General features: G+C 69.9%; 11 protein-coding genes. 4 read left to right on the forward strand and 7 right to left on the reverse strand.

Features of this window, described 5'->3' with window-relative positions; genetic code table 11:
- Position 1 precedes the first annotated feature (1 nt).
- Both ACTIE5_RS00120 and ACTIE5_RS00125 read right to left on the reverse strand, forming a co-directional pair.
- A complete protein-coding gene (locus tag ACTIE5_RS00120; RefSeq protein ID WP_439547658.1) occupies positions 2-577 on the reverse strand; it encodes a DUF924 family protein in 576 nt (191 codons plus the stop codon).
- Positions 574-3,504 carry an FAD-binding and (Fe-S)-binding domain-containing protein gene (locus ACTIE5_RS00125; RefSeq protein ID WP_439547659.1) on the reverse strand — a complete coding sequence of 977 codons (2,931 nt, stop codon included), beginning with the start codon at positions 3,502-3,504 and terminating at the stop codon, positions 574-576. The genes ACTIE5_RS00120 and ACTIE5_RS00125 overlap by 4 nt, the downstream gene beginning before the upstream one ends.
- A 147-nt stretch (positions 3,505-3,651) precedes the next feature.
- On the opposite strand from ACTIE5_RS00125, the gene ACTIE5_RS00130 reads away from it, so the two are divergent.
- Positions 3,652-4,836, forward strand: coding sequence for a pyridoxal-phosphate-dependent aminotransferase family protein (locus ACTIE5_RS00130; protein WP_439547660.1), 1,185 nt, complete (start codon positions 3,652-3,654; stop codon positions 4,834-4,836).
- A 69-nt stretch (positions 4,837-4,905) separates the two neighbouring features.
- Here ACTIE5_RS00130 and ACTIE5_RS00135 read toward each other — a convergent pair whose 3' ends face one another.
- The gene (locus ACTIE5_RS00135) at positions 4,906-5,751 is read right to left on the reverse strand and encodes a class I SAM-dependent methyltransferase (protein ID WP_439547661.1); all 846 of its coding nucleotides are present in this window, start codon (positions 5,749-5,751) and stop codon (positions 4,906-4,908) included.
- A 189-nt stretch (positions 5,752-5,940) separates the two neighbouring features.
- On the opposite strand from ACTIE5_RS00135, the gene ACTIE5_RS00140 reads away from it, so the two are divergent.
- Both ACTIE5_RS00140 and ACTIE5_RS00145 read left to right on the forward strand, forming a co-directional pair.
- Positions 5,941-6,651: a glutathione S-transferase N-terminal domain-containing protein gene (locus ACTIE5_RS00140; RefSeq protein ID WP_439547662.1), complete on the forward strand. Its 711-nt coding sequence runs from the start codon at positions 5,941-5,943 to the stop codon at positions 6,649-6,651.
- Positions 6,652-6,653: 2 nt separating this feature from the next.
- Positions 6,654-7,298 carry a VOC family protein gene (locus tag ACTIE5_RS00145; protein ID WP_439547663.1) on the forward strand — a complete coding sequence of 215 codons (645 nt, stop codon included), beginning with the start codon at positions 6,654-6,656 and terminating at the stop codon, positions 7,296-7,298.
- A gap of 75 nt (positions 7,299-7,373) precedes the next feature.
- Here the strand turns inward: ACTIE5_RS00145 and ACTIE5_RS00150 are convergent, their stop codons facing one another.
- The gene (locus ACTIE5_RS00150; protein ID WP_439547664.1) at positions 7,374-7,970 is read right to left on the reverse strand and encodes a class I SAM-dependent methyltransferase; all 597 of its coding nucleotides are present in this window, start codon (positions 7,968-7,970) and stop codon (positions 7,374-7,376) included.
- 98 nt (positions 7,971-8,068) lie between these two features.
- On the opposite strand from ACTIE5_RS00150, the gene ACTIE5_RS00155 reads away from it, so the two are divergent.
- Positions 8,069-9,469, forward strand: coding sequence for a PleD family two-component system response regulator (locus ACTIE5_RS00155; protein WP_439547665.1), 1,401 nt, complete (start codon positions 8,069-8,071; stop codon positions 9,467-9,469).
- A gap of 178 nt (positions 9,470-9,647) precedes the next feature.
- Here ACTIE5_RS00155 and rpmG read toward each other — a convergent pair whose 3' ends face one another.
- From rpmG to rnr, 3 genes are all read right to left on the reverse strand, one after another.
- Complete coding sequence (gene rpmG / locus ACTIE5_RS00160; RefSeq protein ID WP_092958002.1) at positions 9,648-9,821, reverse strand: 50S ribosomal protein L33; 174 nt, start codon at positions 9,819-9,821, stop codon at positions 9,648-9,650.
- Positions 9,822-10,062: 241 nt separating this feature from the next.
- A complete protein-coding gene (locus ACTIE5_RS00165; RefSeq protein WP_439547666.1) occupies positions 10,063-11,502 on the reverse strand; it encodes a S41 family peptidase in 1,440 nt (479 codons plus the stop codon).
- Positions 11,503-11,546: 44 nt separating this feature from the next.
- On the reverse strand, positions 11,547-13,865 hold the full coding sequence (rnr, locus tag ACTIE5_RS00170; protein WP_439547667.1) for a ribonuclease R: 2,319 nt from the start codon (positions 13,863-13,865) through the stop codon (positions 11,547-11,549).

The raw sequence follows: 13,865 nt of genomic DNA on the forward strand, positions 1-13,865 counted from the left end.
CTCAGAATCCCCCGCCGGCGGCGAGCCAGGCGGTTTCCTCCGGCGTGTTCGCCCGGCCGAGCGCCGCGTTGCGGTGGGGGAAGCGGCCGAAGCGCTGGATGACGGCGCGGTGGGCCCAGGCATAGGCGATGACGCTGCCGGGCAAGGCGAGCGCGGGCGTGTCGCGCAGGCCCTCGAACAGCGCGACGGAGAGGTCCTGGTCGGCCAGGGCCTCCCCGTGTTCGAAGGGCAGGTAGAGGAAAACCCGTTGCAGGGGCGTCAGCGCCAGGTCCTGGCGGTTGCTCAGCACGGCCCGGCGGGCGATGGCGCGGGCGTGGGGGTCGGAGGCGAAGGCCTCCGCGCTGCCACGGAACAGGTTGCGGGGGAACTGGTCGAGCAGGAGGAGGAGGGCCAGCGCGCCTTCCGGCGTCTCCGCCCAGTCGTCCAGCGCGCCGTCGCGGGCGGGGGCGACGAGTGCGCCGAAGCCGTCGCGGCAGGTCGTGTCGAAGGCCTCGTCCTTCACGAACCAGGCCTGGCGCCAGGTGGTCGGGCCCTCGCTGAACCAGAAGGCCAGCAGGCGCTGGATATCGGCGTTCATGCCAGGGCCTTGTCGAGCAGGCGGATGGAGTGGACCGCGTTGCGCTGCGCGAGGTCGCCGATCTGGTGGCGGCAGGAGGTGCCGTCCGCGACGATGAAGGCGCTGGAAGCGGTCTTGCGGATGTGGGGCAGCAGGGAGAGTTCGGCCATGGCCCTGGAGGCGGGGAGCTTCGCGGCCTCATAACCGAAGGCGCCGGCCATGCCGCAGCAGGAAGACGTGATCGGCGTCACCTTCAGGCCGGGGATGGCGGCGAGCATGGCGACCGCCGGGGTGAAGGCGTTGAAGGCCTTCTGGTGGCAATGGCCGTGGATATGGGCCTCCGCCCCGATGGGCTTGAGGCGGAGCGTCGGCTTGGTCGCCGCCAGCCATTCGGAGATCAGCATGGCGCGTGAGGCGAGTTTCTCGCTGGCCTTGCCGGGGAGCAGGGCCAGGAATTCGTCACGCAAGGTCATGAGGCAGGAAGGTTCGAGGCCGAGGACGGGGCTGTCGAAGGGCGCCAAGGCTTCGATCGTGCGGGCGGCCTCGGCGCGGGCCTGCGCGACCATTCCCGCCGCCAGATAGGTGCGGCCATCATCGAGGGGACGGGTGCGGCGCGGCGGGCGGGCCACGGCGGGGTCGGCGCCGGCGGCGCGCAGCACGCGCAGCGCGGCGCGGATGTTCTCCGGTTCGAAATAGCGGTTGAAGAGGTCGGGGAGGAGGATGACCTCGCCTTCGCGGCCATCCGGCGCGCGGCATTCCCAGTCATGGAAGGCGTCGAGCCGGAAGCGGGGCAGGGATCGGCCGGCGGCGAGGCCGAGCAGCGCCTCCGACAGCCGCTTGCCGCCGGGGACCAGGTCCCGCGCATTGGCAAGCCAGGGCACCATCGCGGCGAAGGGCGCCCAGCGCGGCATGGGGCCGATGAGGCGATCGAGCATCCGCGGGCCGTGGACGGCGTTGCGGGCGGCGGTGGCCTCGATCTTCATCTTCGCCATGTCCACGCCGGTCGGGCATTCGCGGCGGCAAGCCTTGCAGCCCACGCAGAGTTCCATGGCGTCGGCGACGTCATCGGAGGCGAGGCCGCCGGGAAGCTGGCCGGTCAGCGCCAGGCGCAGCGTGTTGGCGCGGCCGCGCGTCAGGTGCTTTTCGTCGCGCGTGGCGCGGTAGGAGGGGCACATGGCGCCGGCATCGAATTTCCGGCAGGTGCCGTTGTTGTTGCACATCTCTACCGCACCCAGCAGGCCGCCTGTTATGTCCCCTGGGCGGGCCGCCCAGGCGGACCAGTCCATGGCGGGGGTGATGGCGGCGGGCGTGTAGTCCTCGTGGTACCGCAGCAGGGTGCGGTCATCCATGCGCGGCGGGTGGACGATGCGGTTCGGGTTCAGCAGGCCGTGCGGGAGTTCGGCGGTGGCGGGGTCGAAGGCGTCCTTCACCGCTTCGAAGGCACGCGCGATGCGGGGGCCGAACATGGGTTCGTTGAATTCGGAACGGACGATGCCGTCGCCGTGCTCGCCGGAGTGAGAGCCCTTGTATTCGCGGACCAGCGCGAAGCATTCCTCCGCGATCGCGCGCATCTTCGTCACGTCCTCGCCCGACTTCATGTTGAGGACGGGGCGGACATGCAGGCAGCCCACGGAGGCGTGCGCGTACCAGGTTCCCTTGGTGCCATATCGCGCAAAAACGTCGTTGAGGCGTTCGGTGTAGTCGGCGAGGTCGTCGAGGCCGACGGCGCAATCCTCGATGAAGGAGACCGGCTTCCCGTCGCCCTTCATCGACATCATGATGTTGAGGCCGGCTTCACGGACTTCGGCGACGCGGGCCTGGAAGCCGGCATCGGTGATGCGGACCACCTGGCCGGGCAGGCCGAGGTCGCCCATCATCTCCTCCAGCCGGTCGAGCCCTTGCAGCAGCGTCGCATCGTCATGGCCGTGGAACTCGACGATCAGCAGGCTGTCGGGTTCGCCGATCAGGATCTGGTCGATGGTGTCGCGATAGATCGGGATGGAGCGGCCGAGGTCGATCATGGTGCGATCGACCAGCTCCACCGCCTCCGGGTCCAGCGTGACCAGGTGGCGCGATGCCTCCATGGCGCGGCGGAAGGACGGGAACTGGCAGATGCCCAGGACCTTGCGCGGCTTGATGGGCCAGAGGCGCAGATCGAGCGATGCGGAGAAGGCGAGCGTGCCCTCGCTGCCCACCAGCAGGCGGGCCAGCGACCCGCGGCCATTCGCGCGGGCATCGGGCGTCAGGGCATCGAGGTTGTAGCCGCCGACGCGGCGGAGCTGTTCGGGGAAGCGGGCGGCGATCTCCTCGGCCTCCCGCATCCCGATCGCGCGGAGCTTCGCGATGAGGTCGCCGACGCTGCCCGGCACATCCGGGCCGAGATTGTCGGGGATCTCGCCGAAATTGAAGCGCGTGCCGTCGGCGAGGATCGCGTCGATGGCGCGGACATTGTCGGCCATCAGCCCGTAGCGGATGGATTTCGATCCGCAGGAATTGTTGCCGGCCATGCCGCCGATGGTGCAGCGCGCCCAGGTGGAGGGATCGACCGGGTAGAATTGCCCCGAGCTTTTCAGCGCATCGTTCAGCGCGCCCAGCGTGATGCCGGGCTGCACGCGGGCGGTATCGCCCTCCACCGACAACACGTTGCGCAGATGCTTCGTGCAGTCGATGACGAGGGCGTGGTTGACGGTCTGGCCGCATTGGCTGGTGCCGCCGCCGCGGGGCAGCACGGCCACGCCTTCCTCACGGCAGACGGCCATGGCGGCGGCGACATCATCGATGCTGCGCGGCACCAGCACGCCCACGGGCTGCATCTGGTAGATGGAGGCATCGGTGGCGTAGCGGCCGCGATCGCCTGCGCTGAACAGGACCTCGCCCTCCACATGGCGGCGCAGGCGCTGCCCGAATTGGCTGTCGGTGAGCCTGTGCTGGCCGGCGATGGCGTTCATGCGGTGACGGTCCCTTATCTCCGGCAGGATGTAGCGCGGGCCTGCCTGGAAATCCGATCTATAATGCTCATCAATCTGACAAGGGTTACTCATTGGCGGGCGGCATGGAAGGGCGGTAGGTAGGCCCCACAGAGAAGGGATCGTCCCATGGCCTATTTCCAGTCCAAGCCCGATGCGCGCCGGCATTTCCTGCACATCCCCGGGCCCTCCAACGTGCCGGACCGCGTGCTGCGCGCGATGGACAACCCGACGATGGACCATCGCGGGCCGGATTTCGGTGCCATGGGCAAGCAGCTGCTCGCCAAGGTGCGGAAGGTGTTCAAGACCGAGGGGCCGGTCGTGATCTACCCGGCATCGGGCACCGGCGCCTGGGAAGCGGCGCTGGTCAACACACTGTCCCCCGGCGACCGTGTGCTGATGTGCGAGACGGGGTGGTTCGCGCATCTCTGGAACGAGATGGCGGAGCGGCTTTCGATCCAGGCCGACTTCATCAAGACGGATTGGCGCCGCGGCGCCGATGTGGAGCAGATCGCGGAGCGCCTGGCGGCGGACAAGGGCCACGCCATCAAGGCCGTCTGCGTGGTGCACAACGAAACCAGCACGGGCTGCACATCCCGCATCGATGAGGTCCGCAAGGCCATCGACGCGGCTGGGCATCCGGCGCTGCTGCTGGTGGATACCATCAGCTCGCTGGGCTCGATGGACTACCGGCACGACGAGTGGGGCGTGGATGTCACCGTCTCGGGCTCGCAGAAGGGCCTCATGCTGCCGCCGGGCCTGTCCTTCAACGCGATCAGCGCCAAGGCGATCAAGGCCAGCGAGACGGCGAAGCTGACGCGCAGCTTCTGGGACTGGAAGCCGATGCTGGCGGCGAACGCCACGGGCTACTTCCCCTACACGCCTGCCACCAACATGCTCTACGCGCTCGACACCGCGCTCGACATGCTGCTGGAGGAAGGGCTGGAGAATGTCTTCGCCCGCCACGACAAGGTCGCGGAAGCGACGCGCCGCGCGGTGCGGCATTGGGGGTTCGAGACGCAGTGCCAGGAGCCCCGGCATTTCTCGAGCGTCCTGACGGCCGTGCGCCTGCCGGAAGGGCACAGCGCGAACGACCTGCGCGCGACGATCCTGCAGAAGTTCAACATGTCGCTGGGCAATGGGCTCGGCCAGTTGAATGACCGGGTGTTCCGCATCGGGCATCTCGGCGACATCAGCGAATTGCAGCTGGTCGGCGCGCTGGGTGGCGTGGAGATGGGGCTGCGCGCGGCCGGCATCCCGCACAAGGCGGGCGGCGTGCAGGTGGCGATGGAGTATCTCGGCGGGAATGCCTGACGCCGTTGGCTTAGCGGCCAAGGCTGCGCCGACCCTCCCCCGCAATCGCGGGGGAGGCAGCAAGGCCAGCTACTTCCGCTGCACGACCAGGACGGCCTGGAAGAAGCGGCCGGGATCATCCACGTAGTCGCGGATGGTGAACCAGTCGGACCAGTGGCGTTCGATGAAGGCCAGCGGCACGGCGGCATCGCCATAGAGGGCGCTGGCGAAGTCGCCCTCCGCACCGCTCGGCAGGAAGGCGATGTCGCCCGCGTCGAACTGGCCGCGCAGCGCGGGGATGCGCGCGGCGTGGCGGCGCAGGTCGCCCTCCCACCCCGTCGCGCCCTCTGGCAGGGCCTCCACGAAATCCAGGAAGCGGCGCGGTTCCAGCGTCAGGGCGAAGATGCCGCCGGGGCGCAGCACGCGCGCGATCTCCGCCACCCAGTGGCGATGCGGCGCTTCCGGCAGATGCGTGAAGACGGAATAGGACATGACGATGTCCATCGACGCATCCGCATAGGGCAGGCGCCCCCAGTGATAGAGCCGGTCGAGGTTGCCCGGCACGCCGAGGTCCCGGCACAGATCGATCGCCTGGGGCCAGACATCGCAGCCATGCAGCGCCTCCGCCCCCACATCCTTCCAGAAGAAGCGCAGGAAGCGCCCCCAGCCGCAGCCGAAATCGAGGAAGGCGCGGCCATCGGACAGGGGCTGTCCCAGCGCCGCCGCGCGGTCCTTCAGCAGGGTATAGAAGCTGAAGGCCTCATGCAGCGTCGAAGGGCCATCGGCGCCGACGAAGCGGCGCTGCGTCTCGGCATCCGGGAAGGCGGGGAAGGTGGCGCCGGCGACATCGCGCGACACCAGGCTTTTCAGCAGCAGGTCGAGCCAGGCCCGGTCATCGAGGGCGCGGATGGCCGGGGGCAGGTCATGATCGGGCAAGGGGGCCTCGGTTTTCGATGCCGGGCTTATAGCGCCAAGCCCGCCGCAGCGCAGCATCGCCGGCGGGAAGCGGGGTTGCCGCGTGGTCGATGCGCGGCCCTGCCCGCGTGGGAGGCATCACGGCCCGGTCTTGCAACCCCGGCGGGGCGGGATCAACGTCCGCGACAAGAACCGACAGGAGACCCCCCCATGGCAGCCCCCAAGCCGATCGAGGTCTGGACCTGGCCGACGCCGAATGGCCACAAGGTGCATATCGCGCTGGAGGAGCTGGGCCTGCCCTACACGGTGGTGCCGGTGAATATCGGGACGGGGGAGCAGTTCGCGCCCGAATTCCTCGCCATCACGCCCAACCACCGCATCCCCGCCATCGTCGATCCCGATGGGCCGGGCGGGCAGCGGATCGCGCTGTTCGAATCGGGCGCGATCCTGATGTACCTGGCGGAGAAGACGGGGCGGCTGGTGCCGGCCGATCCCGCCGGGCGCTACGCCTGCCTGCAATGGCTGATGTTCCAGATGGGCGGCGTCGGCCCGATGTTCGGGCAGTACGGGCATTTCCACGCCTATGCGCCGGAACAGATCCCCTATGCGAAGGACCGCTACGCGAAGGAGGTCACTCGCCTGCACCGGGTGCTGGAAAAGCGGCTGTCGGAAGCCGAGTACCTGGCCGGTGCCGACTACTCCATCGCGGACATCGCGACCTTCCCCTGGATCCGCAACCCCGCGCGGCGGGCCATCGACCTGGCGGATTTCCCCTCGGTGAAACGCTGGCACGATGCGATTGCGATGCGACCCGCGGTGATGCGCGGCGTTGAGGTGCTGGCGGCGAACCAGCGGGTCGGCGCGATGAGTGACAAGGAGCGCGAAGTGCTGTTCGGCAACACCCAGTTCAAGGCACGCTGACCATGGCGGAGATCGATCACATCGTCATCGGCGCACGGACGCTCGACGAAGGCGCCGCCTATGTGGAGGCGCATCTCGGCGCCCGGCCGCAGCCCGGCGGGCGCCATGACGGCATCGGCACGCACAACCTGGTCATGGGCCTCGGCCCCGATTGCTACCTGGAGGTGATCGCGGCCGATCCCGACCAGCCGACACCGCCGCAGGGGCGGCCCTTCGACCTGGATGATCCTTCCGTGAAACTGATGCTGGAAGCGGGGCCGCATCTGATCGGCTGGGTGGCGCGCACGCCGGCGCTGGAAGCGGTGGCGGCGCGGCTGGGTCCGGCGGTGGCGGGGGAGGTGCGGGCCTGGAAGCGGGGGACGCTGTCCTGGCGCATGGCCATGCCGCCGCAACGGCAGGACATGCGGAACCTCATCCCCTCCCTCATCCAATGGGATGACGGGCAGGGGGCGGCGCCGCGGCTTGCGGATTCGGGCTGCCGCCTGGTGGCGCTGGAGGCCGAGCACCATGACGTGGACGCGCTTCGCCAGGCGCTGGCGGCGCGCGGGCTGGAGGAGGCGCTGAAGGTCCGGCGCAGCCCGCATCCCCGGCTGGTGGCGCGGATGATGCGGGCGGATGGGACGGAAGTGGCCCTCGCCAGCGGTTGAGCCGCGGGGATGCGAGTGCAAGTCGCAGTGGAGGGCGCGCTTAATTCCGCCCTCCGGGCGTTGCGGGACGGCGCGCTAGCGGGCAGGCTGGTAGTGCCAGACGCTGGCCGGCGGGAAGTTCAGGGGGGTCCAGGCCTTCCGCTTCGCCTCCAGTCCAAGATCGCGCCATGGCAGCGGCGAGGTGATGCAGTAGGTGTACAGCAGGAAGCCCTTGCCCGGGGCCACGGCTTCGACCGCCGCGATGAATCGGCGCTGCTGCTCGATGGGCAGCAGCACGAGGGGGATGCCGCAGATCGCGGTGCCCACCTTGCCGTGCAGCCGTGCCGGCAGGGCTTCGGGAAGTTCGAAGGCATCGCCCTGGATGACCGTGACGCCGGGCAGCACCCGTCGTAGATGGTGGGCCATGTCCGGCACGATCTCCACCACCACCAGCTTTTCCGCGGGCACCCCCGCGGCGAGGAGCGCGCGGCTGATGACGCCGGTGCCGGCGCCGAGCTCGACCACGACCTCATCCTCCGCATGCCTCACCAGCGCCGCGATCTTCCGGCAGAGCGCGGGGGATGAGGGGATGATGGAACCCATCTGCAGCGGATTGGCGAGCCATCGCCGGAAGAAGAGGGCGGCGTTGGCGACTTCGGTATGGGCGCGGCCGCCGGTGGTGGTGTCTGCCATGATTTTGTCCTTGACAAATTTATGACGGTGTGCATGTGGCGTAACCGCGCTCCTCTACGCCGATTCGTTGCGCGCCGCCAGCCGGGAGTGGCCGGCCGATGACCGCGCGCGTCCTCGTCGTCGATGACATCGCCGCCAATCTGCGGCTGCTCGAAGCCAAGCTGCTGAACGAGTATTACGAGGTGCAGCTCGCATCCTCGGGCCCCGAGGCGCTGGCGACGGTGCAGCGCTGGATGCCGGATGTCGTGCTGCTCGACGTCATGATGCCGGGGATGGATGGCTATGAGGTCTGCCGGCGCCTGAAGGCGCAGCCGGGCACCGCCCATATCCCCGTGGTGATGATCACCGCGCTGACCGATCCAGTGGAGCGCGTACGCGGGCTGGAGGCGGGGGCGGATGACTTCCTGTCCAAGCCCGTCGATGACGCGACGCTGTTCGCGCGACTGCGCGCGCTGCTGCGCATGAAGCAGGTGCTGGATGCCTGGCGCCTGCGGGCGGAGACGGCGCGGGACCTGGGGTTCGAGCCGCCGCCGGGGCCATCGCCCAATGTGGCCGGTGCCCGCGCGCTGATCGTCAACGAGGATTTCGACGAGGCCGATGCGCTGACCCGCGTGCTGGCCGCCGATGGCATCGATGTCGCGCATTGCACGGACAGTGCGGAAAGCTGGGACATCCTGATGGATGGGCAGCATGACGTGGTGCTGCTGAGCCTGTCGCTGGATGGCGGCGATGCGTTGCGCCTGGCGTCGCGCCTGCGGGCGCAGGCGGCCACGCGGGACCTGCCGGTGCTGCTGGTGGCGGATACGGGGCAGAAGGGCCTGGTGCTGCGGGGCTTCGACCTGGGCGCCAATGACCATGTGCTGCGGCCGGTCGATCCGAACGAGTTGCGGGCGCGGGTGCGCAACCAGATCCGGCGCAAGCGCTACCAGGAAAGGCTGCGGGCGGACCTCGACCGGAGCCTGGAGATGGCGGTGACGGACCCGCTGACGGGCCTGCGCAACCGCCGCTATGTCCGGCGCCACCTGGAAGGCGTGCTGCGCAATTCCGGCGCGGCGTGCCTGCTGATCGACGTGGACCGCTTCAAGTCCGTGAACGACACCTATGGCCATGCCGCGGGCGACGTGGTGCTGCGGGAGGTGGCGGAGCGTGTCCGCGGACATCTGCGGGCGGCCGATGTGATCGCGCGCTATGGCGGGGAGCAGTTCCTCATCGTCATGTCCGGTGCGACGACGGAGGATGGGATGCTGGTGGCGGAGCGCCTGCGGGCGGCGATCGCCAATGTGCCGATGGTGGCGGATGGGCATTCGCTGACGGTGACGGCCAGTATCGGCGTGGCGTCCGGCGGCATCGGTGCGCAATCCGATGATGTGGTGAGCGCGGCGGATGCGGCGCTGTACCGCGCGAAGAACAGCGGCCGGGACCGGGTCGAGCCGGCGGTCGAGGAGGATTGGCCGCCGAGCGCCGATCGCGGCACGCCCGCCGCCCGCCAGGCGCGTTGACTTTCTGAAGACGGCCCAGGGCCGGTTCGGCCCTTGCGGATGGGGCATGGGAAAGGCAGCGCCTTCCCCCATTCACACCTATGGCACGCATAACGACCAAAACCGCGCCAGACCCTGTGGGCCTGGCGCGGTTCGCGTTGGATCGGTCAATCGGCGCGGGGCGCGAGGCCCCGCGGGATTACTTGATCTTGGCTTCCCGGAAGACGACGTGCTTGCGCGCGACGGGGTCGTACTTCTTCAGTTCCAGCTTGCCCTGGGCATTCCGGGTGTTCTTCTTGGTCACGTAGAAGTAGCCCGTGGACGGCTCCGCCGTGCTGACGAGCTTGATCAGGATGGTATTGGCCTTGGCCATCGTTCAGGTTCCAACGCGCGAAACAGGTTGCGGGCGAGCCTTGCGGCCCACCCGTCGAGGAGGCGCACCATAGTCGGCGGGGCGGGAAGGTCAAGCGGGACGGGGCGATGATGCGGTCGACGAAGTCGGCCGAGGCCGCGAATGCGGCCCGCGACCTGTGTCGCGTAGGCAAGCCGGCGGAGCCGGCGCCTCACGCCGAAGGCGTGCCTGCGGCACGACTCGATTGAGGGGAGAGAACGCTTCAACCGTCGGGTCCGCGGATGGCGGTGGCGTAGGCGGCGGGCGACTCGATCAGGGCGCGGGCGGCGGTCACGTCGGCGGTGCGGCCTTCTGCCGGCGGGCAGGCGCCGCGGAGTGCCGCCATCTCGCTGGCCAGCACCGGGGCGCGGGCGGCGCGCTGGCGGAGCAGGGCGCGGCCCATGGGGGCTTCCCCGATGTTCAGGCGGGCCAGGCCCTGGGCCAGGGCTTCCGGGCCGAGGCTGGTGCAGAGGCTGGGCAGCACGCCCATGCCCTGGATGGGCCAGCCGCTGGGCGCCACCACGCGGGACCAGGTGACGAGGATCTCGCCCTCATTCGGCAGTGGCGCGACCAGCTGGATCAGCCCCTTGCCCATGGTGGCGCTGCCCACGATGGCGGCGCGGCCGCGTTCCGCCAGGCCCATGGCCACGATCTCGGCGGCTGAGGCGGTGCGCCCATCGACCAGGACCACCACCGGCATGCCCTGGGCCAGATCCTGCCCGCCGGCGCGGTAGCGACGGTTGGATTCGGGGTGGCGGCCTTCGGTACGGACGACCTCGCCATCGGCCAGGAAGGCATCCGCGACGGCGACGGCCTGGCCGAGCAGCCCGCCGCGATTGCCGCGGAGGTCCAGCACCACGCCGCGGGGCGGGCGGGGCACGGCGAATCCGTCGCTCAGCAGGGTGGCGACGCGGCGATCGGTGACGGCGGAGAAGCCGGTGATGCGCAGCCAGAGGATGCCGTCCCGGTATTCCGCCGTGACGGTTTCCGGCACGACCACCTCCCTCACCAGCGTCACCTCCCGCCGCATGCGGCCGCGGCTGATGGTGAAGGTGACTTCGGAGCCCTCCGGCCCTTCCAGCAGCGTCGCGGCCAGGCCGGGGTCGCGGGGGCCGAGGGTGCGGCCTTCGACCGCGATCAGCAGATCCCCCTGGCGGATGCCGGCCTGGGCGGCGGGGCCATCCCGCAGCACTTCCGCGATGACCAGCGCATCGCGCCGGGCGGCGACGCGGAGCCCGAGGCCGGACTGGCCGACGCGACGTTCACGGGCGGTGCGGGCCTCCGTCGGGGTGACGTAGCGGCTGTAGGGGTCGAGGTGGTTGAACAGTTCCTCGAACCCCGAGGCGATGAGGCGTTCGGCGCCGGCGCGGCGAATCGCCGGGGAGGCGCGCCAGGCGGCCTCGTAGAGGTCGGTCAGCGTCAGGGCGACGGCGTTGCCGAGCTGCCTTGGCCCGGCGCGGGCGACCAGGGACGCGATGGGGATGCTGGCCAGCACCCGATCCTCCCCCAGCAGGCGGAGGCGGTCCTGGCGGATCTCCGCACCCAGGCGCGGGTCGATCACCGTCAGGCCGCGCAGCGACCAGAGGGCGAGGTTGGCGGGGTTCTCGGCGTCCAGATGCCGTTCCAGCACCAACGCGTGGCTCTCGGCGAGGACGGGTTCCACGGCGCTGCGGGGGAAGGTGTTCTCCTGCGCCGTGGAGGGCGCGGCTATTGCCGCCGCGAGGAACGCTCCGACGGTCGCCGCGCGGGCGATTTCGACAAGCGCTTGCCACCCGCGCGGGATCGCGCGCCGCGCGGTGAGGCAGCGGAGGGATCGCCCTGCATGATGGCGAAAACCATCGCACCCGTCCGCGGAGTCGCCTCCGCCAGCCGCACCTCGACCGCCTGGCCAAGGGAAAAGGTCAGACCCGTATTGCGACCGGATAGTCCGCGCCCGGTCTCGTCCAACGTCCATCTGTCGTCCGGCAAGGACGCGAGCGGTACGATTCCGCTGGCGCCGTTCTCCTCCACGGTGACGAACAGGCCGAAGCGTGTCACCCCCGAAATCCGCGCTTCGAACAACTCTCCGACGCGTGTTGCCATGAAGGCAGCGAGGTAGCGGTCCACGGCCTCCCGCTCCGCCGCCGCGGCGCGGCGCTCGGTGCTGGTGATGTGCTCCGCGGTGTCGGGAAAGCGGGCGGTTTCGGCATCGGTCAGGCCGCCTTCGCCCTTGGAGAGGTTGAGGCCGCGGATGAGGGCGCGGTGGACCAGCAGATCCGCATAGCGGCGGATGGGGCTGGTGAAATGGGCGTAGCGGGACAGCGCCAGGCCGAAATGGCCGATGTTGTCGGGGTCATAGGCCGCCTGGGCCTGGCCGCGCAGCACGGCTTCGTTCACCAGGCGCTCCTCCGGCCTGTCCTTCACGCGCTCGAGGATTCCGCCGAAGTCGCGGGGGTGCAGGCGGTCCCGCGCGGGCAGGTTGAGGTCGAGGGACTGCAGGAACTGGCGCAGGCCCTCCAGCTTCTCGTCGGAGGGGCGGTCATGGACGCGGTACATGCAGGGCTGCTGGAGGCGTTCCAGTTCCTCCGCCGCGCAGACATTGGCGGCGACCATGAATTCCTCGATCAGCTTGTGCGAATCGAGGCGCGTGCGGGGCACCACGGCTTCCACCTGGCCCTTGGCGTCCAGCAGCACGCGGCGTTCGGGCAGATCGAGGTCCAGCGTGCCGCGGCGGGCACGGTCTGCCAGCAAGGCGTCGAAGGCGCCGTAGAGATGGGCGATGAGGTCGGCGGGGACGCCATCCGGCACCGTGCCGGCATCGCGCGCGGCCTGGACCTGTTCATAGGTCAGGCGCGCGGCGCTTTTCATGATGCCGCGGCCGAAGCGGTGGCTGGTCTTGGTGCCTGACTTGTCGAAGTTCATCTCGACGAAGAGGCAGCCGCGATCCTCCTTCGGCCGCAGGCTGCACCAGCCATTGGAGAGAGCCTCGGGCAGCATGGGCACGACGCGGTCGGGGAAATAGACGCTGTTGCCGCGGGCCCAGGCTTCGCGGTCCAGCGCGCTGTCGGGCTTCACGTAATGCGCGACATCGGCGATCGCGACCAGGCAGCGCCAGCCTCCCTCGCTGGGTTCCGCCCAGACGGCGTCGTCGAAGTCGCGGGCGTCCTCGCCATCGATGGTGACGAGGGGGATGGCGCGGAGGTCCTCGCGGCCCCGCTTGGTGACGCCCTTCGCGGCCTCGGCTTCCTCCTCCGCTTCCTCCGGGAAGGAATCGGGGATGCCATGGGCGTGGATGCAGATGAGGGAGACGGCGCGGGCTTCCCCCATCTTGCCGATGCGCTCGATGATGCGGGCGGGGCGGGCGCCGAGGCCGTGGCCGGAGGGCAGGGGCTCCGCGAGCACGATATCGCCGGGGCGGGCGCCATTCACCTCATTCGCGGGCACGCGCCAATCCGCCTTCTGGCGGCGGTCCGTCGGCGTGATGCGACCGTCTTCGAAGACGCCGAGGATGCGGGTGGGCGCGGTGCTGTGCAGGCGCTTGAAGGTGCGGCCTTCGTAGCGGCCGATGCCGATGAACTTCAGGCGCGCGAGCACGCGCTGGCCGGGGGCCAGGGCGGGCTGCCCCGCGGCTTCCCGGTGCATGTAGATGATGGGCGCCGGGCCGTTGGCCTTGTCCCACTGCACGGGGCGGGCGATGGGGTCGCCATCGGGGTCCGTGCCGGTCATCTCCACCACCGCCATATCGGGCAGGCGGTCATGGGCGATGAGGCCCTTGCGGCCGATGGGCGTGGCGTGGCCGCTTTCCGTGAGTTCACGGAGCATCCCGCGCAGTTCGATGCGCTGGTCGGAGTTCAGGCCGAAATGCGCGGCTATTTCCGTCTTGCCGACGCGCTGGCCGGCGGCCTGGATGAATTCCCGCAGTTTTTCGAGTGTCGGCATCACGCCGGGCTCGGCGGTGGCGGCGATGCGATGGAGGGCGGATTTCTTGCCGAGGGGTGCGCGGCTGCGCACCCCGAAGCCCTTCAGCGGCGGGGCGCGCCGCGGCAT

Source organism: Falsiroseomonas sp. (assembly GCF_051859025.1).
Classification (GTDB): domain Bacteria; phylum Pseudomonadota; class Alphaproteobacteria; order Acetobacterales; family Acetobacteraceae; genus Falsiroseomonas.